The 26636-nt window shown below is 37.0% G+C and carries 20 protein-coding genes; 10 read left to right on the plus strand and 10 right to left on the minus strand.

Going from position 1 to position 26636, the window contains the following annotated elements; translation table 11 throughout:
* Positions 1-56 precede the first annotated feature (56 nt).
* A complete protein-coding gene (locus JO40_RS12855) occupies positions 57-1949 on the plus strand; it encodes an McrB family protein (RefSeq protein WP_049992344.1) in 1893 nt (630 codons plus the stop codon).
* A gap of 5 nt (positions 1950-1954) precedes the next feature.
* Entirely contained in the window at positions 1955-3307 is a 1353-nt protein-coding gene (locus tag JO40_RS04980; protein ID WP_049992345.1) for an McrC family protein, read from the plus strand.
* Positions 3308-3540: 233 nt separating this feature from the next.
* Here JO40_RS04980 and JO40_RS04985 read toward each other — a convergent pair whose 3' ends face one another.
* Together JO40_RS04985 and glgX are read right to left on the minus strand one after the other, a co-directional pair.
* Positions 3541-5511, minus strand: a complete 1971-nt coding sequence (locus JO40_RS04985) for an alpha/beta hydrolase family protein (protein ID WP_044978379.1) — start codon at positions 5509-5511, stop codon at positions 3541-3543.
* Between the two features lie 70 nt (positions 5512-5581).
* The gene (glgX, locus tag JO40_RS04990; RefSeq protein ID WP_044978380.1) at positions 5582-7738 is read right to left on the minus strand and encodes a glycogen debranching protein GlgX; all 2157 of its coding nucleotides are present in this window, start codon (positions 7736-7738) and stop codon (positions 5582-5584) included.
* 63 nt (positions 7739-7801) lie between these two features.
* On the opposite strand from glgX, the gene JO40_RS04995 reads away from it, so the two are divergent.
* Positions 7802-9106, plus strand: coding sequence for a cyclic nucleotide-binding domain-containing protein (locus tag JO40_RS04995; protein ID WP_044978381.1), 1305 nt, complete (start codon positions 7802-7804; stop codon positions 9104-9106).
* Between the two features lie 25 nt (positions 9107-9131).
* Here JO40_RS04995 and JO40_RS05000 read toward each other — a convergent pair whose 3' ends face one another.
* From JO40_RS05000 to JO40_RS05010, 3 genes are read right to left on the minus strand one after another with little or no spacing between them, the layout of a single operon-like run.
* A complete protein-coding gene (locus JO40_RS05000; RefSeq protein WP_044978382.1) occupies positions 9132-10274 on the minus strand; it encodes a cysteine desulfurase family protein in 1143 nt (380 codons plus the stop codon).
* The gene (locus JO40_RS05005; protein WP_044978383.1) at positions 10271-11302 is read right to left on the minus strand and encodes a 3-dehydroquinate synthase; all 1032 of its coding nucleotides are present in this window, start codon (positions 11300-11302) and stop codon (positions 10271-10273) included. Before JO40_RS05005 ends, JO40_RS05000 begins: the two co-directional genes overlap by 4 nt.
* Positions 11303-11319: 17 nt before the next feature.
* A complete protein-coding gene (locus JO40_RS05010) occupies positions 11320-12042 on the minus strand; it encodes a 5'-methylthioadenosine/adenosylhomocysteine nucleosidase (RefSeq protein ID WP_044978384.1) in 723 nt (240 codons plus the stop codon).
* Between the two features lie 169 nt (positions 12043-12211).
* Between JO40_RS05010 and JO40_RS05015 the strand changes: the two genes are divergently transcribed.
* The gene (locus JO40_RS05015; RefSeq protein ID WP_044978385.1) at positions 12212-13201 is read left to right on the plus strand and encodes an asparaginase; all 990 of its coding nucleotides are present in this window, start codon (positions 12212-12214) and stop codon (positions 13199-13201) included.
* Here JO40_RS05015 and JO40_RS05020 read toward each other — a convergent pair.
* Complete coding sequence (locus JO40_RS05020) at positions 13198-14793, minus strand: ABC transporter transmembrane domain-containing protein (RefSeq protein WP_044978386.1); 1596 nt, start codon at positions 14791-14793, stop codon at positions 13198-13200. The two genes, JO40_RS05015 and JO40_RS05020, sit on opposite strands and share 4 nt — an antisense overlap.
* Positions 14794-14795: 2 nt before the next feature.
* On the minus strand, positions 14796-15206 hold the full coding sequence (locus JO40_RS05025; RefSeq protein ID WP_044979713.1) for a hypothetical protein: 411 nt from the start codon (positions 15204-15206) through the stop codon (positions 14796-14798).
* Between the two features lie 61 nt (positions 15207-15267).
* Here JO40_RS05025 and rsmI point away from each other — a divergent pair, with 61 nt between their 5' ends.
* On the plus strand, positions 15268-15939 hold the full coding sequence (gene rsmI / locus JO40_RS05030) for a 16S rRNA (cytidine(1402)-2'-O)-methyltransferase (RefSeq protein ID WP_044978387.1): 672 nt from the start codon (positions 15268-15270) through the stop codon (positions 15937-15939).
* 70 nt (positions 15940-16009) lie between these two features.
* Entirely contained in the window at positions 16010-16291 is a 282-nt protein-coding gene (locus JO40_RS05035; RefSeq protein ID WP_044978388.1) for a flagellar biosynthesis anti-sigma factor FlgM, read from the plus strand.
* A 130-nt stretch (positions 16292-16421) separates the two neighbouring features.
* Here the strand turns inward: JO40_RS05035 and JO40_RS05040 are convergent, their stop codons facing one another.
* The gene (locus JO40_RS05040; RefSeq protein ID WP_044978389.1) at positions 16422-17444 is read right to left on the minus strand and encodes a hypothetical protein; all 1023 of its coding nucleotides are present in this window, start codon (positions 17442-17444) and stop codon (positions 16422-16424) included.
* 125 nt (positions 17445-17569) lie between these two features.
* Between JO40_RS05040 and gltX the strand changes: the two genes are divergently transcribed.
* Positions 17570-19090, plus strand: a complete 1521-nt coding sequence (gene gltX / locus JO40_RS05045; RefSeq protein ID WP_044978390.1) for a glutamate--tRNA ligase — start codon at positions 17570-17572, stop codon at positions 19088-19090.
* A gap of 72 nt (positions 19091-19162) precedes the next feature.
* On the opposite strand, the gene JO40_RS05050 is transcribed toward gltX, so the two are convergent.
* A complete protein-coding gene (locus JO40_RS05050; protein ID WP_044978391.1) occupies positions 19163-20956 on the minus strand; it encodes a leucine-rich repeat domain-containing protein in 1794 nt (597 codons plus the stop codon).
* A gap of 181 nt (positions 20957-21137) precedes the next feature.
* Between JO40_RS05050 and JO40_RS05055 the strand changes: the two genes are divergently transcribed.
* Positions 21138-22310, plus strand: coding sequence for a glycerate kinase family protein (locus JO40_RS05055; RefSeq protein ID WP_044978392.1), 1173 nt, complete (start codon positions 21138-21140; stop codon positions 22308-22310).
* Between the two features lie 103 nt (positions 22311-22413).
* On the plus strand, positions 22414-25044 hold the full coding sequence (locus tag JO40_RS05060; protein WP_044978393.1) for a heavy metal translocating P-type ATPase: 2631 nt from the start codon (positions 22414-22416) through the stop codon (positions 25042-25044).
* A gap of 86 nt (positions 25045-25130) precedes the next feature.
* On the opposite strand, the gene JO40_RS05065 is transcribed toward JO40_RS05060, so the two are convergent.
* Positions 25131-25952, minus strand: a complete 822-nt coding sequence (locus tag JO40_RS05065; protein WP_044978394.1) for a cytidylate kinase family protein — start codon at positions 25950-25952, stop codon at positions 25131-25133.
* Positions 25953-26034: 82 nt separating this feature from the next.
* Here JO40_RS05065 and JO40_RS05070 point away from each other — a divergent pair, with 82 nt between their 5' ends.
* Complete coding sequence (locus JO40_RS05070) at positions 26035-26601, plus strand: NUDIX hydrolase (protein WP_044978395.1); 567 nt, start codon at positions 26035-26037, stop codon at positions 26599-26601.
* Positions 26602-26636 lie beyond the last annotated feature (35 nt).

The following is a 26636-nucleotide window of genomic DNA, read 5'->3' on the forward strand; positions in this document are numbered from 1 at the left end:
ACTATTTTTATTTTTCCGGCATATTAAAAAATCTTATATAGAATGGAGATGAATAAATGTTAACTGATGTTATTGAACGAGAAAAGGATAAAATTTATGAAGAATTCAACAATGAATTTCCTTTAGAAAGAGTACGAAATTTAACTTTGGAAGAATATACAAATACGGAGAGGAGTAACTCATTTTGTTATTGGGTTGAGAAAAAAACAGAAAAGCTAGGCTCAATATGGGGCGGATCAGCTTATAAATTTGGAATATTTAAAATAGGCGGTAAAATAAAGGGGAGAAATGGAACTTTATCCGACAATGAATATGCTTGGTATAGTAAATACGGGAAAGATCGACAGGAAGCCTATGAAAATGTACACTCAAATATAATCAGAATTATTGAAGCATCTCAAAAAGGTCATTTTGAAGAAATAGATTTAATTGATTTAGGCGATGCATATAAATGGAAAATTGCTTTTTTATACTCTAATAAAAAACTGCTAAATATTTATTTACCAAAAGCAATATTATATTTAGCAAATAAATATGATAACAATTTCACTATTAACAGTCCCATTTCAAAAATGCAGCAAATTATACTTTCAAACACTGATTCTAAAAAAACTATATGGCAAAAAGGAGATGAATTATGGAGTATTTGGGAAAATAGTCCGGAAGCAAAAAAAGATAATACTGAACAAGAAGAGGATGAACCTGATACAAATGATTTAATCCTCAAAACAAATATACAAAATTACAAAAACTTCCTTAAAAAGCACCACAATATAATTTTACACGGTGCTCCCGGAACCGGGAAAACTTATCTTGCAAAGCAGATAGCTAAACTCATGGATGCAGAAACGGAATTTGTTCAGTTTCATCCAAGTTATGACTATACGGATTTTGTTGAAGGGTTAAGACCTGTAAATAATACCGATAAAACTAACATGATGTTTGAACGCAAGGATGGAGCCTTTAAGGCTTTCTGTAAAAAAGCCGTTAAGAATTTACAAGATAGTAAAAAATCTATTCATGAAATGCAGAAAGAAGTTTCCTTCAAAGATAAATTTTTTGAATTGCTTGATAAGATACGTAATGGAGATTTAAAGGAGTTACAGCAAAGAACAAACATTCCTCTGGATATTTTACAAGTAACAGATAATGATAATATCGTTGTTAAAACAAAGGCTTCCGGGAAAGAAACAACATACATTGTTTCTTACGATCGTCTTGAAAAACTGTCAAAAGTGTTTGTTGATAAACAAAGTTTGGATAATATAAAAAATATTGATAAAGAATTTAGAAATGTGATAGGAGGCTCTCATTCTTCTGCATATTGGGCTGCATTAAATTGGATTTATACAAATCAAAATTCTTCAAGTATTTTGGAAATCTCTGAACCTATAAAGCAAAAAGATTTTATTTTTATTATTGATGAAATCAATCGTGGAGAAATAAGTAAAATTTTTGGAGAACTTTTCTTCTCCGTTGATCCCGGTTATCGTGGTAAAAAAGGACTGGTAAAAACACAGTATCAGAATCTGGTTGAAACAGGCGACATTTTTGAAGACGGTTTTTATGTTCCCGAAAATGTTTACATCATCGGTACGATGAACGATATTGACCGCAGCGTTGAAAGCATGGATTTTGCTATGAGACGAAGGTTTGCTTTTAAAGAAATTAAGGCAGCTCAAAGTGCGGAAAATTTTGAGCTTTCAGAAAACACAAAAACACGTATGGAGAGCCTTAACAATGCAATAAGCAAAATTGACGGTCTTAATTCTGCATATCATATAGGAGCAGCTTACTTTAAGCAATTGGATGATGACATGGAAACTTCCGATGAACTATGGGAAAATTCCCTGCATGATCTTCTTGTTGAATATTTAAAAGGAAACGGAAATGAAGAAAGCAATCTTGAATTATTAAAGAATGCTTTTGATATGATAAATATTGAATAATTTTTATGGCTATTTTTAAGACAACAGACAATAACGGCGGTAAACGCTTGCAAGCCATTAATCAAGAATACGAAGAAACAGATTTTAAGGCCGCCGTAAATGATATAAAAAGAATTTCAAACAAAACGCTTGCAGAACTTTCAACGGAGGAAAACCTTTTGATATTTCCGACAAAGTTGGAAGATTCCGCAGACTTACTAAAAGAGTCAAAACTCGGAAGCCTTACAAAATCAGACAAGGAAGAAGATTATATTTTTTCTACGGAAAATATAGCGGGATTCATTGGCATAAATGATACTGATATTTCCATAACCTCACGATTTGCAAAAAACGAAGAAGATTTTTTTCTTCATTACATGATTCAAAAAGTATTAAACCTTAATATTACAAACCTCAATTTTTCATCTTCACAAGAAAGTGTATTAAACTTACTTATTTATATATTCCCACGGCTTTTGCAAAAAGCTCTCTCTCAAGGCATGTATAAAGAATATAAAACTTTTCATAAAAATGATGAAAACGTCAGGGGCGTCATTGAGATTTCCCGTCATATTCAAAAAAATATTCCATTTGAAGGAAAGATTTCATACAAAACAAGAGAATATTCTTATGACAATACAACAACAGAACTTATACGGCACACGATTGAATATATCTCAGCCAAAAAAGATATTGCCGGTATTTTAACTTCTTCTCAAGAAATTCGTGATGCTGTCAAAACAATCAAAATGGCAACGACTCTTTACAATTCAGGTGAAAGACAAAAAATAATAGCTGTTGCTATAAAAAAACAAAACCATCCATATTTTACCTATTATGTTCCGCTAAAAAAATTATGTATTCAAATTCTTCAAAATAAAAAAATAAAATTTGCACGGCAGAAGAATCGTGTATATGGAATTTTATTTGATGTTTCATGGCTTTGGGAACAATACCTTGCAACAATATTAAAACAAATCGGATTTTTTCACCCTGAAAATAGAAAAGGAGTAGGGAGTATATCTGTTTTAACCAATAATATCGGCCGATTTATTCCTGATTTTTATAGAGATGACTTTGTGCTTGATGCAAAATATAAACCTTTTGATAAAAGGAATCCGCCTTCCGATGATTTAGCCCAAGTTATAGCATATATGCATATTATAAAAACTATGAAGGGAGCTTACATATATCCATCTGAAAATGAAAATGAGACAATTTTAAATGAGTTAGGAGAAATACAGGGAATTGGAGGGATGCTTTACCTATGTCCTTTTTATATTCCGCAAAATTGCAGCACTTTTTCGGAGTTTTCAGAAAAAATAAGAGAAAAAATGGAATCAAAATTAAGAAGATGGATAAATTCAGATGAATTCTGATAAAATCGATTTACGTACAAATGGTAAAAGAGATTGTAAAAGCCGAAAAAACAATCGGAGGGAGATATAAAGTTATCGACACTTATTGATTATGTTGATAGTATTGGAATGGGGCTGGAAATAAAAATATACCCTAAAGCTGTAATATATTTATGAAAGTAAAAATGATTTAATCCTGCCGATTTAAGGCAATTACCTCTAACCGGCAGGAGAAAGACTGTAAGGCCTTAGCCTTATTTTTTAAGATATTTTTCAAACCAGTTAAATATCTCGGTTAAGCGGCGGATTCGATGCTTGGGCTTTCCTGTTCGGGAGAGATCATGATTTTCTCCATGGAACAAGACAAGCTTTGCCTCGCAGCCGTGATATTTTAGAGCAGTAAACATCTGGAAGGCACAGGCTTCAAAGCAGCGGTAGTCCTCATCCGATTGAATAAAAAGAGTCGGTGTTTTGCACTTATCGGCATATTTGAGGGGGCTGTGATCCCACATTTTTTCTACGCCCTTCCAAGGAGTAACTCCTCCGTTTTGGTCGGAATTAAAATAGTAACCGATATCGGTAATTCCGAATTTGGATATCCAGTTTGAAATTGAACGCTGGGAGCAGGCTGCAGCAAAGCGGTTTGTGTGGCCGATTATCCAGTTTGTCATAAAGCCTCCGTAAGAACCGCCCATAACGCCTACTTTTTCCTTGTCGATATCCTTATACTTCTTTAGAACCTCATCTGTAAGCTTCATTAAATCGGAGTAGTCGATTGTTCCGTATTTGCCACGAATATCTGCAAAGGCTCGTCCCATTCCGTCGGCACCGCGGGGATTTGTAAAAAACACAAAGTAACCTGATTGAGCTAAAAACTGCATCTCGTGGTAAAAGATTGAACCGTAAACGGTCTTAGGCCCGCCGTGAATGCTCAAGATACCGGGATATTTTTTTCCGGCCTTGTAGTTTAAGGGCTTTAAAACAAAGCCGTGGAGTTTGACACCGTCATTGGTAAATTCGAATTCTTCAGGCACAATCTTTTGCAATTTTGAAGCATAGGTATTATGCTTTGTAAGGCAGTTTTCTTTTTTATCTTCAAAAAGATAAACCTCTTGTAATTCCTGTTTTCTAAAACCTATAAAAAGAATTTTTTCTTCATGAACGGCAAAGCAGTCCACAGAACCTTTTTCGGTAATAAGCTGTTTTAATTCTCCTTTTTCGTCAATGACATTTACAAAGGAAGAATCGTCCTCGGTTGTAATAAAATAATATTTTCCGTCTTTGACATGGGAATTGGCACCGCCTCCGTATCTTGAATCGGAACCCACGGAATTCCATAAGCTCTTATCGTAATCCTTGGGCGAAATCATCTTCGCTCCTGTTCCGGTTTTAGGGATAAGATAAATATCGGCATCTTGGTTTACGCCGTATTTTTTCCCGTCGGCACCGGTATAAAGAATTTTGTCCCCAAAGAATTTGGCATCGGCATACATAAAATCTTGACCGGCATTTAAGAGCTTTGCCTTTTTTGTTTTTAAGGGCATGAGCATCAGCTCATTATAGATGGGCATCTTGTCGGTATAGGTCGATTTTGTAAATAAAATTTCTTGGGTCTTTTTATCAAAATCAAAACCGTCAACCTGTGTAAACTCATCGGTTAGAGCAGACCCTTTCATGTTTGAAAGATTATAAACAAAAAGACGGTTTCTCTTGCGTGAGGTAAAGCCGCCCCCGTTACTCCAAAACGGAATCTCTTCAAAGGTTTCATAATCAGCCTCGTCTTTTTTTGCTTCTTCTGCCTTTTCTTTAGGCAGCTTTTTGAAAGGGTCATCCTTCCACGAGTGTAGAACAACAGCCGTCTTTTTATCGGCAAATTCCATTTTTAAAACGGGATGGGGAAAGGTGTAGGCAAGCAAGGCCTCACCGCCCGAAACAGGGATTGAATAAACAAAGGTTTTCTCTTTTTCTTCCTTTTCTTTTTTTGTTCTTCTTGCAGAAAAAAGAAGGCGATCACCGTCAAAGCCGTAAAAAGAATTTACGTCCTCGCCCGTAAGCTGCTTTGTCTTTTTTGTTTCCATGTCCAAAAGAAAAAGAGCCTTATTATAATCGTTTTCGGTTAGATCGGCATGAGCACAAATATAGGCTGCATATCTTCCGTCTTCCGAAAATTTAAGGTTACTTAAAAATGAGTAATTTTTAAAATCGTCTAACTTTATTGTTTTCATCAAAGTTCTCCTTTAAATTTTTGTTAAATAAGTATAACAGTATCGGACAGTTTGAACAAGTGGAGGAAAGCTATAAGTGCCCATATTTTGAAATTAAAACTACAGTTGTACGTGCAAGCACTACATATATTTGTTGGTTCATAATCTGCTCGGCTTTTTCTTCATCTGAAAAATCTTTTCCGTTCGTGTAAGAAGTGTCGATCAGCCGGTACCAAGATGTCCCGCTTAAAGATGGAGGGGGCAGCTTTACCGTTATGTCGTTATTATAACTATTTACCATAACATAAAAATCATTGTCGTCCTCGTCGCTTTCCAAATTAATTTTATTGCCGTCTATTAAAAATGCTAAAAAATTTGAAGGCACTCCCCAATTTGGGGATTGTGCATTATAATCAAACCATGTAATATCATTTGGGCTTCCGTTACTTTTAGGTACACCTGTAAAAAAATGATTTCTTAAAAAAGAAAAATGAGCCTTTCTTAAATTGATAAGTTTTTTGGTAAATTCGAGCAAGTCCTTATTTTCATTTAAAAGCTCCCAATCAAACCAAGATATTTCATTATCCTGACAATAAGTATTATTGTTTCCGTTTTGTGTACGGAATACTTCATCTCCCATATTCATCATAGGTGTGCCGGCTGAAAGAATAAGAGTTGTCAAAATATTTTTTGCAGACCTCATCCGCATTCTTTCAATTTCGACAGATGCAGGCCCTTCTATTCCATGATTATAGCTCAAATTTTCATTTGAGCCGTCCCGGTTATTTTCCCCATTTTCTTCGTTATGTTTTTCGGAATAGCTTAATAAATCGCAAAGAGTAAAGCCGTCATGACAGCAAACAAAATTGATTGACTGATAAGGCCGTCTGCCTTTTTGAGAATATAAATCCGCAGAACCGGTTACTCTGGCTGCCAAGTGTCTTATATCAGGATTGGGCTTCAGCCAAAACTCTCTGACGGAGTTACGGAATAAATCGTTCCATTCCGCCCAGCGTCCGGGAAATTTTCCTACCATGTACGCACCGGCTGCATCCCAAGCTTCAGCTATAATCTTTGTAGAACGAAGCACGGAATCATCTGCAATGGCCTGTATGATAAAAGCGTTGTAATCTATACCTCCGGTTTTATCGCGGGCCAGAACAGGAGCCAAATCAAAACGGAAGCCGTCCACGTGCATTTCAGTTACCCAATACCGCAGGCAATCCAATATAAATTTTATAACTGGAATTTCCGAAGCTTTTAAACTGTTACCGCAGCCTGAAAAGTTTTTATAATAGAGCTTATTATCTTCAAGATGATAGTAAATGGAATTATCCAATCCCTTAAAAGAAAAAACGGGGCCGTTTTCATTTCCTTCTGCGGTATGGTTAAACACCACATCTAAGATTATCTCGATACCTGCTTTATGAAATTCCCTGACCATAAATTTAAACTCGTTTACTGCATTGCCAGGGTCTTCGGCATAGAGGGCCTTAGGTGCAAAAAAAGAAATTGTACTGTAGCCCCAATAGTTTTTTAGCCGAATGCCGGTTTTAGGATTTACATTCATATTTTCGTTTTCATCAAAATCAAAAACGGGCAAGAGCTCAAGAGATGTGATACCCAGATTTTTTAAATATGGAATGAGTTCTACAAGGCCTGAATATTTACCTCGTTTTATAGGACTTATTTTATCGTTTAAAAAAGAAAAGCCTTTTACATGAGCCTCATATATTACACAGTTTTGAAGAGGAATATTTAAGGGCTTATCTCCCTGCCAATCGAATTCCCTATCATCTACAACTACACATTTTGGGAAACCCTTTGCCGTTCTTTTATGCTGATTTTTACCGCCTGAAGCCTTGCTCTCTCTTTGGTTAAAAGTTTGTTCCGAATTAAATACGGAATGAGAACTTATGAGTTTTGCATAAGGGTCAAGCAAGTAATTATTTTCATCGAATAAGAAACCCGATGCAGGTGAAAACTCTCCATCGGCCGTATATAAATAAAAAGCCCAACTTTTTAAACCCGCTGCAAACACATGCCAAACATCACCAGTTTTATTTACTTTAGGGTCAAGTCTATAAGATACGGCAGGATCGGCATCATCTACTGCTTCAAATAAGTGTAGAACTATCTCTTTTGCATTCCGTGAAAAGATGCTGAAATTCACTCCATCTCGGCTTAATTTTGCACCTAAGGGATCAGTTTTTCCTTGAAAAAAAGATAAATCGTTCATATTCATCATTAAAGTATAGTATGTATTTCAAATTTATGCTATAATGTGAGCGATATTTTAAAGGAAATAATGATGAAAAAAGTCCCTATAATAAGCACAATACAGACTACAGTGAATGGATTAAAAGCAGTTGCACAAAAACAAAACATAGAAAATGTCGATATTGCAGTCCTTGATAAATATGAAAACATTGTTTCGTTTTTTAAATATGAAATGCCCGAAATCAAAATCATCGATTTCGGGGATCCGAATATCGATGCCGAAGCTTGTGTTAAGGTTATAAAAGATGACCCATGGCTTTTATTCGGAGGAATTATAGCCATTACCAACAGCCGTCAAGAAAAGGCAAAACTTGAACAAATAAAGGAACCTAACTTTCTATTTGTATGCACAAGAAAAGATTTTGAAAAAAATACCGAACAGATTATAAAAATTTTAAACCAACATCAGCATTTTCTTTTTAACAGAGGAATGCATCAGCGGCCTGACGAAAAAGAAACAGGTCATTTTGTAAGCGATACCGATCCCTTTGAAATAGTTTTCTATGCTAACTTGATAGGAACCTATCTTTACAATACCGACAGAGTTAATGAAGAGGAAAGGTCTTCTTTACAAACGGCAATGATGGAATTTTTACTTAATGCCGTAGAACACGGAAACTGCAACATCTCTTACGAAGAAAAAAATAAATGGCTGAAAAGCGGAAAAAATATGCTGGACTTAATTGCCGAAAAGCAAAAGCAGCCTGAAATAAAAAAGAAGAAGGTGTATATCACATATTCGGTATTACCTGAAAAAACAAGGATAACTATAAAGGATGAAGGTAACGGTTTTGACTGGAAAAGCCATCTTGAAGCCGACTTTGAAGCAGGCCTTCACGGTATGGGCATTAAACTTTCTCAAACCCTTGTAAAAAATATACGCTACAATAATATTGGGAATGAGGTCTCATTTGAGGTAAAAAATCAAAGAAACATAGCAAACCTTACGCCTGCTATTTTAAAAGCTCAGCAATTACTAACCTTCAAACACATGCAGATTGTTTGCCGCGAAAACGAGGATTCAAGCGATCTTTTCTATATAAGTTCGGGACGCTATGCCGTCTATGTAAATAATAAATTAATGTCGGTTTTAACACCGGCTGATATTTTTATAGGCGAAATGGCGTTTTTAATGAATGACAGAAGATCTGCGACGGTCGTATCCATTGGAGAAGGCTCGCTAATTAAAATTCCTAAAATGAATTTTATGAAACTGATAGAAGAATACCCTCATTACGGTATTTTCTTATCACGCTTGTTGGCAAACCGCTTAGCCCGTCAGTCAAAGATTACGGCAAAACTAAAAGAAGAGCAAGAAAACTGCAACAAGTACTAAAATGAATAGTTAATATAAAAATTCATCAACGGAACTTGTTTAGAATCTCTTTTAAAATTTTTAAAAATTCCTCAAGTTCATTTTTTTGTGTTAAAGGGCCTATTGAAACTCTAACGGAATTTTGCTGCATTTTAGAGTCAATTTTCATCGCCTCTAAGACGGGACGGTTTTGTTTTTTTGAAGAACATGCAGAACCTGTTGAAATACAGATGCCCCTTTCAGACAAGCAGCGGACAAGAACCTCGCCGGTTAATTCTTTAACCGCAAACTGTAAAATCCACGGCGAAAATTTGTCATTTAACTGCGGACGGGCTTCGGGGATAAAACTTAAACCCTTAATGCTTGCCAATTCTTCAATCAAAAAATCCATTAATTTTTTTGCATGAGAAAAATATGTTTCAGAATTGTCATAATATTTTTTAAGACAGCCGGATAAGGCTAAAACACCTGCAAGATTTTCGGTACCGGGCCTTAACCCATTTTCTTGCCCGCCCCCGCGGATAAAGGCTTCCATATTTTTAGCAAGGTACAAAAAACCGATTCCTCTAGGGGCACCTATTTTGTGTCCGCTAAAAGAAGCGGAATGGATGGGCAGTTTTGAAAGTTCAAAAGGAATTTTTCCTATAGCTTGGACGGCATCGGTATGAAAATGAATCCTTCGTTTTCCCTTAGAATATTCTTCAATGGCCTTACCGATTTCAGCGATGGGCTGAATTGCTCCGGTTTCATTATTTACAGCCATCACCGAAACAAAGGCCGTATCAGAGTCTATGGTTTTTAAAACCGAATCGGCGCTTATAAAACCGTTTTTGTCCGCAGGAATTTGTAAAATCTTATAACCTCGTGCCTTCATAACGGCAGCCTGCTCCCTGACTGCGGAGTGCTCTATGCTGCTGACTGCAATCGAACAAGGAGAAGGCATGGCCATAAAAGACAGCATAGGAATATAATCACCTTCGGTTCCTCCCGATGTAAAAATAATATGATCGGGAATTACGTGCAAAAGTTCTGCAATTTCCGAACGGGTTTCTTCAAGAATTTTTCGGGCATCCTTACCTAAAAAATGTTTTGAGGAAGGGTTTGCAAAATATTTAAAAGACTTTTTTAAAGCCTCCGTATTTATATCTTCTTGAGGCATGGCCGTTGCCGCCCAATCCAAATAAATCATAGCACCTCCCTGATGTCTTTTTCAGAAACCTCATAAATAAAAGTCTCGCAAATATTTTTTTGTAAAATCAAACGGATTTTAGTATCTATATTTTTTTTATCTTTTTTCATTGCTAAAAGAATTTTATTTTTATCATATAAGAGCGAAGCATCTATACGGCTATAAGAACGTATAACAGCACAAACCTCATCCGCATAAGAAGAATCGGTTAATCCTAATTTTTTACCTAAAAGCATCGCTTTTGATATTCCCCAGGCGACAGCTTCCCCGTGAGTAATTTTTGAAAAATTTAAAACGGATTCCAGCGCATGGCCAAAAGTATGCCCCAAATTTAAAAAAGCTCTTTCATTTTTTTCATCAAAGTCACGGCTTACTACCTTAGCTTTCGCTTCAACGGCTCCTCTGACAAGCTCTAAACAAAGGCTTTCGTCCCGTTCCAATATTTTTTCTCTTTGCATCCTAAAGGCTTGGTAAATATTTTTTGAATATAAAAGGCCCATTTTAAATATTTCTGCCAGACCTGAAAGATATTCTTCATCGCTTAAACTTTTTAAGACTTTGGGGCTTATGTAAATTTCATCAGCCTTAAAAAAAGTTCCTACCATGTTTTTATAACCGTCAAAATTTATTGCAGTCTTCCCGCCTATGGCTGCATCCGCCATAGCTAAAAGACTGGTAGGAACAAGTTTGCATCTTGCCCCCCTCATATAAACTGAGGCGGCAAAGGCCGCTAAATCGCATACAAGGCCTCCTCCAACCCCGATAAAAACCGAATTCCGGTTTAAGCCTGCATCAAGGGCGGTTTTTAAAATGGACACAAGGGAAGTAAAATTTTTATTTTCTTCTCCGGCTTCAATTATAACTAAGGGAAGGTCTGAGCGGAAATTTTTTGAATTCTTTGCAATAGGTGCAGTATTGGAATCGGCAATATACATTCCGCCGGGCGAATCTATATGCGGTAAAAAAGGTTCATCGCAGTAAAACACTTCAGTTTTTCCTTGAACCGTTGTAAAAGAAAATTTATCCATAAATTACCAAAGCGTTATTAAAGCATTTTCAGCATTTGCAGTACCAGAAGAGAAGAATCCTTTGCCGCCTGTGCCGAAAAAACATCATAAGATATTTTTGCAATTTTGTCCTTTCCTGCCGTATCGGACATGCTCCTTAAAATTAAAAAAGGAATTTTATTTATGCTGCAAACTTGAGCTGCGGCGGCTCCTTCCATTTCAACACAGGCAGGATTAAATTCTTTTATAATTTTTGCCCTGAGTTTTTTATCAGAAACAAAAACATCCCCCGAAGCAATACGGCCTTCGATAAGTTTAAGTGTTTTTATGTGTTCATCGTCACTTTCGTTTTGCAAAGCCTTAAAGGCTTTTACGGCAAGGTTCTTAAGTTTTTTATCAGTGGGCCAAAAAGGTGATTTTGTCATAGGCACCTGACCTAGGGGATAACCGAAGGTAACAGCATTTACATCATGCTGAACTGCGTCCGTGGAAACTACCATATCGAAAACTTTTAAGCCTTCCAAAAGTCCGCCGGCAGCACCGGTATTAATTATAGCATTAACTTTAAATTCCGAAATAAGAATTTGGCAGCAAAGAGCCGCATTGACTTTTCCTATTCCGCTGCAAACAAGCACAACTTCCTTTTCCATTATTGTTCCCGTAAAAAAACTAAGTCCGGCAATTTTTCGAATTTCTCCCACTAAATGCTTTTTTAAAAGTTTAACTTCCTGCTCTTCAGCACCGAAGATTCCTATTTTCATATACTAACCTCTTCTAAATTAAAAATAACCAAAAACATTCTATCAAATGTCCTATGGTTTTTCAATGGCCCGGTTTTATGCACAACATAATTTTGCATATAACCTCTATTGACTATATGTATAAACTATAATAGAATTCATAAAACTTATACACTAATAGGAGAATAAAATGGAAATACTTTTAAAATCTTATAGAGGAAAAATTGAAGACCTTTATACATTCGGTTCAATCGCCGTAGTCGATAAGGACGGTAAGATTGTATACTCGGCAGGAGACCCAAAGGAAGTATCCTTTCCGCGTTCAAGTGCAAAACTTATTCAGGCTCTGGTGCCTCTTTCATTGGGTGCCAAGGAAAAGTTCAATCTAAGCCATGAAGAAATAGCTCAAATCTGTGCTTCCCATTCAGGCGAGGATTTTCATATAAAAACCGTAACGGGAATATTAAAAAAAATCGGACTTGATGAAAGTGCCTTAAAGTGCGGCCCTCACTATCCTTTTAAACCGGAAGTAGAATTGAGAATGAAGGTAAATAACGAAAAACCTCGCGATATTCACAATAATTGCAGCGGAAAGCATTCCGGTATGCTGGCGGCAGCCGTATTAATGAAAGCTTCTACTGACGATTATTACAAGCCTCAGCACCCCGTTCAGCAAAAAATACGGGAAATGATAGAGCTGATTTGCGATTGCAAGATTCCCGATGATAATATCTCGGTTGACGGCTGCGGAGTTCCGGTTCACTCTCTGCCCCTTTACAATTTTGCATTCGGAATGGCAAGAATGGCCGACTATGAAAATTTGCCTCAAAATGTATCTACTCATGCAAAAGACATAATAGATTCCATAACAGCCTGTTCCGAATACACTTCCGGTACTGATAGAATAGACCATCTTTTGGTCAAAAAATATCCCGGAAAACTTGTTGTAAAATCGGGAGCAAACGGATATTTCGGCGGCCTTTTACCCGATAAAAAATACGGTATTGCCGTCAAAACCTATGACGGAATTTCAAAAACCAGAGATATCGTTTTGGTTCACTTGTTAAAAAAACTCGGTGTAATTGATAAAGCCGATTACGAATATTTTGATAGCATTGCCGATAAAAACATCAAAAATCACAGAGGCGAAATAGCGGGGGAAGTTGTTCCTCAGTTTTAAATTTCTTTTAATTCGGTATTTTCTATTCTTAAAAGGCGGTTGTAATTTAGACCGCCTAATTGGTCAGCCTCATGAGCTGTTAAAATTAAAATTTTAGGATTTAATTCATTTATTATTCTTATCATATTTTCGGTATTTTGCAGATCCAGTCCTGAAAACGGTTCATCAAGTAAAACTATTTTTTCGCTTAAATTTCTTATAAGCAGTCTTGCAAAATCTATACGCCGCTCTTCCCCGCCTGAGAATTGCTTTTGATTTTCCATCTTTGTGCTTAAATAGGCTATATTAAGTTTTTTTATTGCATCTTCGGCGGCCGCATTATTTGCCGTATCAAACAATGTAATATTATCGATTAAGCCGGCATCAAAAATATGAGTTTTTTGCTCCAGCATAAAAATAAGATTTGAAAGACTAATATCGGCTTCTTGTAAAACTTCATCTATATAAAGCTTACCCATATTTTTTTCAAATCCTGCCAAAACATTAAGTAAGGTACTTTTTCCGGAACCGCTTACTCCTGTTACAAGAATTCTATCCCCTGTTTTTAAGGATAAATTTTCTATCTGCAGACATTCCTTTTCTTCTTTAACAATTACACAATCTTTAATCCGTATTTCTTTAAAATCTTTTATTTTATAAATATCTTCTTTTTCTTGTAGAACTGATTTTATAGTTTTTTTGATAGCTTTAGAAGACATTATACCGGCATATCTTTCACCTATAATTTGAAAAGGCCCGGCAATCGATTCGGCAATTTTGGTAAGAGCTATCAAACCGGAAAAAGTCAAAAGCCCGGCTCTTATAAAAAATGCCCCTGAAACCCATGTCAAAAGAATAATTAAAAGCCCTAGGCCGAAAGCTGATGACATAATAAGATTTTCACGTTTTGCGAGTTTTATTTCGGCTTGGGTATAATCATAATTTGAATCATCGGAATATTTTACACAGGCTGCTTCAGCTCCATACATTTTAATTGTTCTAAAACCGTTCAATACATCGCTTAATTTTTTTATAAAAAATGAACGGGTTTCGGATTTATTTTTTTGCAAGAATTCAAGTTTATTTTGTGTCAATCTAGGAAATAAAATCGGCGGAATACATATAACCAAAATAACAGGTAAAAAAAGCGGCTGAATGTATAAAATTGCCAAAAATGAAAAAACCAAGTTAAGAGCTTGATATAGGCACGATAAAATAGCCTCAAAATAGTTTTGCTCCAAACTTAAAATATCATTTAATAATAAGGATTGATAATCGGAATAAGATTTTTTTTCTTTATGCAGAACGCTTTTATTCAAAAGATTAAAAATAATATCGTTTTTTAACAAGTATGAAATATGCTTACAAAATTTAATACGGGAATAATGAGCCAAAAAATCGGATAAAACGGCAACAAAAATATAAACTACAGTACAGCCTCCAAGAAGAATCATTTTACTTAATTCGTAATTGAGAACCGAATCGGCTATGAGTTTTAGTAAAAAAGCCGTACCGACATTAAAGAAAGAAGCTGCAACGGCCAAAAAAATTACAAAAAAAATAGATACTTTACTTTTAAAAAGATATTTTAGTGTAAAAGAATTTTTCCCCATTTTTAACTCATAAAGCGGCAGTTTGAACAGCCTAATATGTGAACTCTTTTTTTCCCTTTTTTTCGGTCAAAGTATCTTGCAATTAGATGAGCTTCATTTGGAACGGTTTTATGGCAAACAGGGCATTGACGTTGAACGCCGTTTTCACATCTGGGATAACAATGCGGACAGCCGTATATATAGCATAATTTATCATCTTCACCCGGATAAACAGCCGATTTTACCTGTTCATCTCTAGCCAAAACCGTACCGCATATGGGACATACTCCGGGCGCACCTTTTTTTCCTGTTTGCCTGATTTTCTTTCCGCTTGCATGTTTTGCAGAAGCACTGAAAAGAGTATAAGCGAATACAATTAAAAATAGGCCTATAAAAACTAGTATCATCCATGATAAAGGCTGTAAATCAGTCATAAATATATCATACACTTTTTTTCCTATTGATTCAATACTAAAATTATGATACACTGTTTAAGTGGGAATTTTATTTGTCGTTGCCACTCCTATAGGCAATCTAAAAGATATCAGTTTTAGAGCTTTAGAGACTTTTCAAGAAGCCGATTTTATCGCCTGTGAGGATACAAGGCACACATTAGGCCTTTTAACTCATTATGAAATCTCTAAGCCTCTAATTTCGTGCAGGGCGGTAAATGAAGCGGCCTCCTCAGAAAAGATTGTAAAACTTTTAGATGAAGGGAAAAAAATAGCCTATGCCAGCGACGCAGGAACACCGGCAATCAGCGATCCGGGTTCTATTTTGGTTAGGGCGGCAAGGGAAGCAGGGCATACAATAATTCCGATTCCGGGAGCTTCAGCCTTTGGTGCTATGATGAGTATAGCTGGCACATACGACAAAACTGTTGTTTTTGAGGGATTTTTGTCGCCTAAGGCCGGAAAACGCAAACGTAGGCTTCAAGAGCTCTTTGATTTCGGGGCGGGCTTTGTTTTATATGAATCCCCCTATAGAATTGTAAAGCTATTGGCTGATATTGCCGAAATAGATAGTAACCGTGAGCTCATTGTTGGGAGGGAGCTTACAAAACTCCATGAAGAAATTATCAAGGGGCAGGCTGCAGAAGTTTTAGAAAACTTTGAAAAAAGACCCTCGATAAAGGGGGAATTTTCGGTTTTTGTTACAGGAAAATAGGCTTTTATAAAAATAAAACCTTAACTTTTGACTAAAATTAACCGATAATCGGTTATGAAGGCAGGAAAATATGATGATAGAAAAATTGGGCGGAATGGATCCGATCAAGAATTTACAAAATACTCAAAAACCAAGAAAAATAGAAAAGGTAGGAGCTTCCGATTCGATACAAGTGTCTCCTGAGGCTCAAAAACTATCAGAAATTTATTTTGCAATGGATGCAGTAAAGGCTGCCCCGGACATCCGTCAAGAAAAAATAGAAGAAGTTAGAAGAAAATTTCAAGACCCTTCATACATTGATAGTGTTTTGGATCAAACAGCAGAGAAAATTTTAGATTCTTTAGGATTTTAATTAAATATTTTGTTAAAGATATGGGCTTGTCGTATCTACCTTTCAATTTAACTCAAATCTTTAAAAAAAACAAAGGCTGTATCTCTTTATGAGTTTACAGCCTTTTTAATTTTACAATCTTTGATAATCTTTATTGATACATTATGAGATAAGGACGAGGGTTTAAGCTAAAAACCTCATCAGGGGTCATCATGGGCTGGTCATAACCTGCACCCGCAACAGTCGGCTTTGAAAAAAGCTTAAAAGATTTTAACGGAATGTTTTGTGCGAGAGCATTATAAGCATAAGAATCTTTCTTTAATTGAGGAGAGCCGAAGCCGTCCGCACAATGGACAAGTTGGACCCTTTCATAATCGCTTCTTACATTAGCCCTTTTTTTAATCATTATAGAATTAAACTGATGAATCACAAGCATTCTTCTGCCTGTAATACTATTTTCCTTTATGTATTTATCCATCATTTCCTGGGCCTTATTTATCTCATCCCCCGTAACAGAGCCGATTACCTTCATCGGTTCTGTCGTATGCCATTCGGGATCCAAGGCAAGATGAACATTCGGGTACCTCAAAAAAGGCAAAATTGCATTCATAGCCTTTTCTACCGTGTATTTTCCGATTTGGTGGTCAATAAATACATACCATCCCCTTTCGGCGGCGAATTCAATGTATTTTTTTACAGTAGATAGGCTAAGAAAACCGATTTCTCCTCCCGGCCAACATGTGCCGTAAATTAAATAAAAAGCAGGAATAAGGCCCCGCTCATTATTTGCTTCATCATAAATTGCCGCAAACTCATTCATAATCGGTTCAATTTCTTCAGGAGTATATCTTCCTAAAATGCCCATAGTATAGGCATCCGGTTTCCCATAAAGGGCAAAAATATCGTTATTCAATAAAACGGATTGCAGTTTTGATTCATCGAATTTAAGCGATGCTTCCATTTCCGGTTTAGTCTTTGCAGTATATATCACAACTTCCTCTTTAACCGGTGCATCCTTTATCCACAAAGCCGAGGGAAATAAAGGCTCCCATTTAGGAGGAGAAAAAGAGGCCGGAACATTTTGCTTTATATCTCCTGATTCGGAAAAAATAACTGAAATAAAAAATAAAAAAAATATTGCTCTAAAAGCAAATTTAACAAGAGACTGCTTCATTAATAAGTCTATCGGCTAAAAAAAAATAAGCTTTAATTTAGCCTTGCACCTAAGCCTAAAAAAATGTATAATAAGCCCCTTAATAAACTTGACATTATCTATAACAGTTAGGAGGTTTTGTAACTATGCAAGTTAAAGTCAGATATGCTCCCTCTCCCACCGGCTTTCAGCACATAGGCGGAGTCCGTACAGCCTTGTTTAATTATCTTTTTGCCCGCTCAAAAGGCGGAAAATTCGTTTTGCGTATTGAAGATACCGATAGAACAAGATACAGCGAAGAATATGAACAGAACCTTTATGATACCCTTGAATGGCTCGGCCTTGAATGGGATGAAGGCGGCCCAAAGGGAGGCCCCTGTGCGCCCTATATTCAGTCTCAAAGGTTCGAAATTTACCGAAAATACGCCCAAGAGCTTGTCGATAAGGGCTTTGCTTATTATTGCTTTTGCGACTCTGAAAGACTCGACAGAATCCGAAAGATTCAAACCATGAATAAGATGCCTCCGGGCTATGACAGGGCTTGCCGTAATTTGACCGCTGAAGAAATTAAGGCTAAAATGGACGAAGGTCTTCCCTATGTTATCCGCTTAAAGGTTCCACTTGAAGGCAGCACCAAATTTACAGATGCCCTTTTAGGCGATATTGAATGGAAAAATGAAGATATAAATCCCGATCAAATCCTTTTAAAAAGCGATGGGTTTCCGACATATCACTTGGCAAACATCGTGGACGATCACCTTATGGGCATAACCCATGTTATGCGTGCCCAAGAATGGCTCCCTTCCACCCCCATGCATGTGATTATGTACAAAGCCTTCGGTTGGGAACCGCCTCAATTTTGCCACCTGCCCATGGTTATGGGAAATGACGGGCAAAAGCTTTCAAAACGGCACGGAGCCACCAGCTGTAACGAATTCAGAAACAAGGGCTACCTAAAAGAAGCTATTATCAATTATGTTGCTATGCTCGGCTGTTCTTATGAAGACGGCCGTGATATGTACAGTCTTTCAGACTTGGAAAAACTCTTTGATGTTAAGCATTTAAACAAGGCTCCGGCCGTATTCGACTATAAAAAGCTGGAATGGTTTAACGGCCAATATATGAGAGAAAAAACCGATGAAGAGCTCTTCGATCTTACATGGCCCTATATTGCAAATTCAGGCCTTTTTGGAAAAATAAATGAAGAAGAGCTGAAAAAAGCCGGATGCCGCTTTGAAAACCAAACCTATTTAAAACCCTCTCAAGAACAAAAAGAAATTCTAATGAAAGTGATGCCCTTGGTAAAAGAAAGACTTCATCTTTTAAGTGAAATAACCGGCATGGTGCGTTTCCTCTTTGAAGAACCGGCAGTTCCTCAAGCCGAAGAGATAATACCGAAAAAACTTGATGCCGAAACTACAAAAAAAGTTCTTCAAAGGGCAGTCCAAGTAATGCCCAAAATTGCCGGCCTTGATGACCATGCAGGCGGAGAAGTCTTTAGGGCGGAAGCCGATGCTATGGGTATTAAGATGGGAGACTTTATGATGCCTGTCAGAATGACCGTTACCGGCAGCAGAATAAGCCCGCCCCTTGTAGGCTCAATCCAAATTTTAGGTATAGACAAAGCTATTAAGCGCATAGAAAAAGCCATAGCGGAAAGGTTTTAAATTTTAAGATGCTAAAAAGGCTAATCTTTTAGGTGAATCCGGAATTCCAAAAAAGATTAGCCTATAAAATTTTTAATGGCCCGTAAATTCTTCGCCCTCAGACTTTAGAACATTCCAATTTTTTTTCTTTGCATTATTAACCTGCTGAATAGTGCAGATATTATTATCTGTACTATTTTCCCGTCTATCGACTACATAGAGGCTTCCATTTTCTTCGTTTGAACGGGCAGGTAACGACTTTATGAGCCTTTCCATTTCTTTTTCTTTTATTTGGTTATTATAACAAGATATAAGCTTTATATTCTTATTATTTAAAACACTAAGCCCCATGAGTAAATTATCGTAACACCATAGCTTTTCCAATTTTACATTATTTCGTAAATTCAAAAATTTCAAACGGTTTTCGCTTACCGATAAAAACTGCAATTCCGTATTTTTTGTAAGATCTATATCTGTAATTTCATTTTGTTTACAGTATAGATTACTTAATTTTACATTATTAGATGTATTAAGAGCCTTTAGTTTATTATTTCCGCAATATAAGTTTTTTAACTTTCTATTACTGTTTAGATTCAGTTCTGTCAACATATTGTTGTGACAATAAAGTTCCGTAAGATTTAAATTTTGCCTTATATCCAAAGCTGTAAGGCTGTTTCCCGCTACATAAAGATACTCAATATCTTTAAGATTAGAACAGTCTATTTGAGAAAGATTATTTTTGCCGCAAGACAATCTTATCAACTTAGTATTTTTAGATACATCCAACTCGCTTATATTTGTATTGTGGCAATAACATTCTTGTAATTCCGCAAGATGAGAAATGTCAAGCGAATTCAGTTGATTATCATGGCAAGATAATATTTCAAGATTCTCATGGCCATCTAAGAATAAATCGGTTAGATTATTTTTATTGCACCAAAGTTCATTTAAACTGGAATTATTGCTTATATCCAATTCCGATAATACATTATTACTGAGCATAAGAAATGTAAGGTTCACATTTTTTGATAAATCGATATTTTCAAGTTTATTATTTGCACACCATAATTCACGCAAAATAGAGCTTGAACTTATATCTATATATGTGAGAGCATTTTCGGAACAAGCAAGAAACTTTAAATCTTTACAATTATCCGTATTTAAATATGTCAGCTCATTTTCATAGCAATATAAAGTTGTAAGAGAAGTATTTTTCGACATATCGAGAAATTTTAATTTATTTTTTTGAGCTTCTAAAGTTGTTAACCTTTTAATATGAGAAACATCGAGTTCTCTGATTTGATTTTCATCACAAAAAATTTCTTTTAAATCAAAATTTCGGCTAAAATCTATAGAAGTCAAATTATTTTTACCGCAAGATAAATATGTCAGTTCTCTGTTATTTATAAGAGACAAGTCTTGAAGATTATTATCGGAACAAGAGAGTTTTGTTAATGAAGGATTATTAGCTAAATCAATGCTTGTTATACGGTTTCCCTCACAAAAAAATCTATTTATTTTACCATATATAGTTATAACTTCACTATCAATAATATAATCACGATAAGCGGACATACCGGGTACAACAAAAGGCGTTATATCTTCATTTTCATCCATTTTTTTATTTGAATTTAAATCGATCCATATAGGTTCACGATTGGAAACAAATCTTTCAACCCTAAGCTTTATTTTTTCACCTTTTAACTTTGCTGTGGTCAAACTTATAGATTCCGTATTCGGCAAATTTATTGATGCTTCTTCTTTAATGTCGTTTTTGCTGTCAGCCGTTTTTATATCTTGTTCTTTCTCAGAATTATCCGAACAAGCCGCAGCAAGAAAAATAAAGCTCATAAAAATTATAGCCTTTTTCAGATTTTTTATATCCATAAAATAAAGCCTCTCATTAAAATCATTAAATATGCTAAGACTATGATGACCCTTTTTCAAAATGATGTCAAGGCTTAATAAATTTGCAATATAAAAACCATATTTAAATTTGCATTCCAAGCGTTTATATGATATAATTATATGTGCACTTATATATAAATGTTTTTACAGGCCTAAATCTATGAAAAAGATACTGCTTATCCCCGATTCCTTTAAGGGAACAATGAGCTCGGGTCGAATATGTACTTTGATGAAGGATGCCGTAAAAGAAATTTTCCCTGAAGCTCAAACTCTTTCGATCCCTGTTGCGGATGGAGGGGAGGGCAGTGTCGATGCCTTTTTAGAAGCTGTAGGCGGCATAAAAAAAACCGTTAAAGTCAAAAATCCTTTTTTTGAAGAAATGGAAAGCTTTTACGGTATCTTAAAAAGCGAAGATTCGACTGCCGGAAAGACCGCCGTAATTGAAATGGCTGCCTGTGCGGGTCTTCCCCTTGCAATGGGAAGGCTTAATCCATCTCTTACTACGACCTATGGGGTGGGGGAGCTCATAGCCGATGCCCTTAAAAACGGCTGCACAAATATTATAATCGGTTTGGGCGGAAGTGCTACAAACGACGGCGGCTGCGGAGCTGCGGCAGCCTTGGGTGTCAAGTTCTTTGATAAGGATGGAAAAAGTTTTATTCCGGCCGGCGGAACTTTAAAAAATATTGAACGCATAGATATGACGGGCTTAAACCCTCTTGTAAAAAAAGCAAAGTTTACGGCTATGTGCGATATAGATAATCCTCTTTTCGGAAAAAACGGAGCGGCCTACATCTTTGCTCCGCAAAAAGGCGCTGATCCTAAAATGGTTGAAGAGCTCGATCAAGGCCTACAACACTTAGCCCTGGTTGCAGGGAAAACCGAATCCCTCAATTCCCGTTCCAAAGCGGCAGAAATTGCGGGAGCGGGGGCTGCCGGAGGTATGGGCTACGGAATGCTCATCTTCTTAGGTTCCGAGTTAAAAATGGGTATTGAAATTGTGCTTGATACGGTTGACTTTGAGAACAAACTGGATAAAACCGATTTTGTTTTTACGGGAGAAGGCAAATTAGATAGGCAAAGTTTAAGGGGAAAGGTTATTGCGGGCGTTGCCCAAAGGGCCAAAAAGAAAAATGTGCCTGTAATAGCTGTCGTAGGTGATGCAGAAGAGGAAATAGACGATATTTATAAAATGGGAGTTTCCGCCGTATTCAGTATAAACCGCCTTGCAGTACCTTTCAGCCAAGCAAAAAAAACAGCCGAGGCCGATTTGACTGCAACAATGAAAGATATTCTAAGATTAATCAAAGTTTCACAAACGTACCATACATAAATCTTTCCGTTGATATTTCATTTTTAGATAATTCTAAAACTTTTATTGTTTATTTACAATACATTTCCTAGACCTTTCCGTTTAAAAGTTGTATATTAGTAGCATGAGTAAAAAAATAAAATTCAATATTACGGGAATGACTTGCTCGGCTTGCTCTTCCCATGTTCAAAGGGCTGTCGAAAAACTTGAAGGAGCCGCCGAGGTACAGGTAAATCTTTTAACCAACAGCATGAGCGTCAATTACGATGAGGCTTTCCTTAGCGCGGATAAGATTATAGAGGCTGTCGAAAAAGCAGGATACGGAGCCTCGCTTGCCGAAGGTTTAAAAAACTCTTCTTCAAATAAAAATTCGGCTGACGGTAAGACTTCCGGTTCCCGCTCATTTCAAAACGATGCCGCCAAATTTGAAAGAGATAAGATAAAAAAAAGGCTGATCTTGTCTTTAGTCTTTATGATTCCTCTTTTTTATGTATCGATGGGACACATGGCTTCTCTTCCGATTCCTCATTTTTTGCACGGAATAGAAAATGCTCTTATTTTTAGTTTTACTCAATTTCTGCTTGCTCTTCCCGTGCTGATTGTAAATAAAAAATTCTTTACGGGAGGCTTTAAGGCTTTTTTAAACAAGGCACCCAATATGGACTCCCTCGTTGCGGTCGGTTCCGGCGCAGCCCTTATTTACGGCATCTTTGCTATTTATAAGATGGCCTACGGAATGGGGCACGGAGATATGGAAACGGTAAGGCTTTTTGCCGGAGACCTTTACTTTGAATCGGCTGCGATGATTTTAACCCTCGTAACCTTGGGGAAATTCCTTGAAGCCAATGCAAAAGGAAAAACTTCTCAGGCAATTACAAAGCTGATGAACCTTAGGCCCAAAACCGCCCTTGTTATCAGGAACGGTAATGAAGAGGAGATTCCGGTTGAAGAAATTGTAAAGGGCGATTTGATTTTAATCAAGCCCGGTTTTTCCATTCCCGTTGACGGTATCATAGTAGAGGGGAATTCGTCGGTAGATGAGGCTGCAATTACGGGCGAAAGTCTCCCTGTCGAAAAGACTGCAGGAGATAAAGTGGTAAGTGCCTCCATAAATTTATCTGGAACATTTACCTTTAAGGCTGAAAGAGTTGGCGATGACACAACCCTTTCCCAGATAATTGCCCTTGTAGAAGAAGCCTCAGCCTCGAAGGCTCCCGTTTCTAAACTCGCAGATAAGATAAGCAACTACTTCGTGCCTGCGGTCATAGCTATTGCAGTGATTACGCTTTTTGTCTGGCTTATTGCAGGCGAAAGCTTTGAATTTGCTCTTTCCAGAGCAATTTCGGTGCTTGTAATTTCCTGTCCCTGTGCCCTAGGTCTTGCAACGCCTACAGCCATTATGGCCGGAACAGGTAAGGGCGCTCGGCTGGGTATCTTAATCCGCTCTGCAGAAGCCCTTGAAACGGCTCATAAAACAAACACCGTAGTATTGGATAAGACCGGTACAATAACCCAAGGCCGCCCCGATGTAATCGATATTAAAAAAACCGAAAACTTTAGCGAGGACGAAGTCTTGCGCTTTGCCTATAGTCTTGAAGTGCTTTCCGAGCACCCTCTCGCAAATGCCGTTATAAAACGGGCAAAGGAAAAAAACTTAGAGGCTTTGAAAATTAAGGACTTTAGGGCGGAACACGGTTTCGGTATTTCGGGTATTGAAGAATCTTCCGGCCTAAAAATCTTTGCAGGAAATGAAAAGCTCTTCCAAAAAAACAATATCGAAATTTCCCATGCCAAGGCCGAAATTGATGCCCTTGCGGAAAAAGGTGCGACTCCTCTTTTGATCGGTGTGGGCGGCGGTACGGGCGGAAGCTCTTCGGAAACCGGTACGGGTGCAAAGCTCATAGGAATTATAGCTGTTGCAGATAAAATTAAAGAAGGCAGCATTGAGTCAATAGCGGAATTTAAGGCGATGGGCATAAAAACCATAATGCTTACAGGAGATAACAAAAAAACAGCAAATGCTATAAAGGCTCAAACGGGAGTTGATGATTTTGCTGCCGAGCTTCTGCCTCAAAATAAAAAATTCGAAATCGAAAAATTGCACCAAGCAGGGCGTAAAACGGCTATGATAGGAGACGGAATAAACGATGCTCCTGCCCTTATGACGGCAGACGTAGGTATAGCCATAGGGAACGGAACGGATATAGCTATCGAAAGTGCAGATATTATTTTGATGAATGATAATTTACAAACTGCCGTAGATTCTATTCAGTTAAGCCGTGCCGTTATGCGGAATATAAAAGAAAACCTGTTTTGGGCGCTCTTTTATAATTCTTTATGTATACCTTTAGCGGCGGGAGCTTTTTACCCTGTCTTCGGTATTGTTTTAAGCCCGATGATTGCAGCAGCTGCAATGAGCTTGAGCTCCGTTTCGGTTGTAAGCAATGCTTTGCGCTTAAACTATTTTAAACCTAAAAGAAAACAAAAAATAAACCGTAATGCAGACTCTACAGAATCTTGCATAACGGGTGAAAATAAAATTAAGGAGAAAGAACTTATGAATACGGTATTAAAGGTAAACGGCATGCAGTGCCAACATTGTGTTTCCCATGTTAAGGAAGCTTTAACAAAGATTTCGGGTGTTTCTGCCGAAGTAGACCTAGGCGCAAAAACGGCAACTATCACACATCCTGAAAGCGTTACAGTTGCAGATCTAAAAAAGGCTATTGAAGATGCGGGCTATACCGTAGAATAGGCTTATTTTAGTAAAAGAAAAAAATCGGCCGAAACTCAATCTCGGCCGATTTTTCTATAAGTTTATGTAAGCTGTTTTTTTAGCTTTTACGGAAAAGGCTTATACTCGTTTACCCTGCTTATCGATGAAGAAACCTTACGTCCTTCTGACATTTCTTCGGCTACGGACACGGCTTTTTGGATAAGCCCTGCATTGTCGGCTACACCGTGTAAAATAATTTCATCTTTCGAAATATCGGCTTCAAGGAAATATATTTGAAGTTTTAAATCGAAGGAAATATGATTTACGATTTTTTGAGCCAATAAAAGCTCTTTTAATCTTTTATCGCCTGAGGCCGTTTCTTCTTTGCTTATGGTTTTTTCAAACCCGTATTTGATTATCTCGGCAGCTTGAAGAGGGGCTACATGCCCCGTATTTATAACTAAATTATATTCGGACGAGTCTTCATTAGCCGTATTAAAAAAATTCTTATGGAACCCGTCTCTATTATTATCACTTTCTTCCATTAGCGCTCTTGCATCTTTTTCGGAATAATTGAATTCTTTCATCAATCTTGAAATTCGTATATCGTCGGCAGCAACTAAGCGTACCGAATAAAGGCCGGGTACATTTCTCAAGATTGCGAACCCTCCCCTGCCTATAAAAATGCTGTTGCCGGAAGAAGCATGCTCGTATACTGCTTCACGCAGATAATCAAAGTAGGAATCTCTTTCCCTTGAAAGGGATGCCCAAAAGCTAGGCTTGCGTTCATCATATTTTTTTAGCTGCACTTCCGAAATTCCTCTTGCAAGCAAATCTTTTTCCAATGATTTGCGGTCAACAAAGTTGTAATTTAAAAGTTTGGCCAACTCAATTGCCGTTTCGTCACCAAAGGAAGCGATTTTGCGTGAAATAGTTATAATTGCCATAAAAACCTCCTTGCAATTAAATTCGCTTTATAATAGAATAACCTGAAATCCTTGATATGTCAAATGGAGAATTGCAATTTTTATGGAAAAGAATGACAAAATTATATGGAAACCTGATTCTTCCAGAGAAGTATTAAAGACAAGAGTATTTACCGTATGCGAAAAAGACAGTATTTCTCCTGAAGGGGAAAAAAAGACCTTTATTTCTTTAAAAGCACCTAGCTGGGTTATTATTGTTCCCGTGTACCGAAACTCATCTGGAGAAGACATGTTTGTAATGGTACAGCAGTGGAGGCACGGTGCGGAAAACGTCTACATAGAATTTCCCGGAGGTGTTGTTGATAAAGGAGAAAAGGCCGAAGATGCGGCTTTAAGGGAGCTTTTAGAAGAAACCGGTAGAGCCCCTAAAAAAATAAAATGTTTGTCGGTATTGTCCCCAAATCCTGCAATAATGGAAAACACATGCACGGTTTTTTTTGCAGAATTGGATGGCACTGAAGGCAAGCAAAACCTTGATGATGATGAGTTCTTAAATATTCTTGAAATCCCCGTTAAAAAAGTTATTCAAAACATGGGTAATCCGCCTTATACCCACGCAATGATGAATGCAGCCCTTTTCCTATACTTAAAAGAAAAAGAATATCACTGATATGCCGATGCACTGATATATCGGTGACTGCCCAC

The sequence above is a fragment of the Treponema putidum genome, assembly GCF_000755145.1.
GTDB lineage: Bacteria > Spirochaetota > Spirochaetia > Treponematales > Treponemataceae > Treponema_B > Treponema_B putidum.

Bases quoted from the DNA above. Each gene is read 5' to 3' on its own strand.
- JO40_RS04995 (WP_044978381.1), top strand. From the start codon at position 7,802: ATGAAAAAAGTCCCTATAATAAGCACAATACAGACTACAGTGAATGGA.
- gltX (WP_044978390.1), top strand. From the start codon at position 17,570: ATGCAAGTTAAAGTCAGATATGCTCCCTCTCCCACCGGCTTTCAGCAC.
- JO40_RS05070 (WP_044978395.1), top strand. From the start codon at position 26,035: ATGGAAAAGAATGACAAAATTATATGGAAACCTGATTCTTCCAGAGAA.
- JO40_RS05040 (WP_044978389.1), bottom strand. From the start codon at position 17,444: ATGAAGCAGTCTCTTGTTAAATTTGCTTTTAGAGCAATATTTTTTTTA.
- JO40_RS05065 (WP_044978394.1), bottom strand. From the start codon at position 25,952: ATGGCAATTATAACTATTTCACGCAAAATCGCTTCCTTTGGTGACGAA.
- JO40_RS05035 (WP_044978388.1), top strand. From the start codon at position 16,010: ATGATGATAGAAAAATTGGGCGGAATGGATCCGATCAAGAATTTACAA.
- JO40_RS05055 (WP_044978392.1), top strand. From the start codon at position 21,138: ATGAAAAAGATACTGCTTATCCCCGATTCCTTTAAGGGAACAATGAGC.
- JO40_RS05010 (WP_044978384.1), bottom strand. From the start codon at position 12,042: ATGAAAATAGGAATCTTCGGTGCTGAAGAGCAGGAAGTTAAACTTTTA.
- JO40_RS12855 (WP_049992344.1), top strand. From the start codon at position 57: ATGTTAACTGATGTTATTGAACGAGAAAAGGATAAAATTTATGAAGAA.
- JO40_RS05015 (WP_044978385.1), top strand. From the start codon at position 12,212: ATGGAAATACTTTTAAAATCTTATAGAGGAAAAATTGAAGACCTTTAT.
- JO40_RS05005 (WP_044978383.1), bottom strand. From the start codon at position 11,302: ATGGATAAATTTTCTTTTACAACGGTTCAAGGAAAAACTGAAGTGTTT.
- JO40_RS05025 (WP_044979713.1), bottom strand. From the start codon at position 15,206: ATGACTGATTTACAGCCTTTATCATGGATGATACTAGTTTTTATAGGC.
- JO40_RS04980 (WP_049992345.1), top strand. From the start codon at position 1,955: ATGGCTATTTTTAAGACAACAGACAATAACGGCGGTAAACGCTTGCAA.
- JO40_RS05060 (WP_044978393.1), top strand. From the start codon at position 22,414: ATGAGTAAAAAAATAAAATTCAATATTACGGGAATGACTTGCTCGGCT.
- JO40_RS05000 (WP_044978382.1), bottom strand. From the start codon at position 10,274: ATGATTTATTTGGATTGGGCGGCAACGGCCATGCCTCAAGAAGATATA.
- JO40_RS05020 (WP_044978386.1), bottom strand. From the start codon at position 14,793: ATGGGGAAAAATTCTTTTACACTAAAATATCTTTTTAAAAGTAAAGTA.
- glgX (WP_044978380.1), bottom strand. From the start codon at position 7,738: ATGATGAATATGAACGATTTATCTTTTTTTCAAGGAAAAACTGATCCC.
- JO40_RS05050 (WP_044978391.1), bottom strand. From the start codon at position 20,956: ATGGATATAAAAAATCTGAAAAAGGCTATAATTTTTATGAGCTTTATT.
- JO40_RS04985 (WP_044978379.1), bottom strand. From the start codon at position 5,511: ATGAAAACAATAAAGTTAGACGATTTTAAAAATTACTCATTTTTAAGT.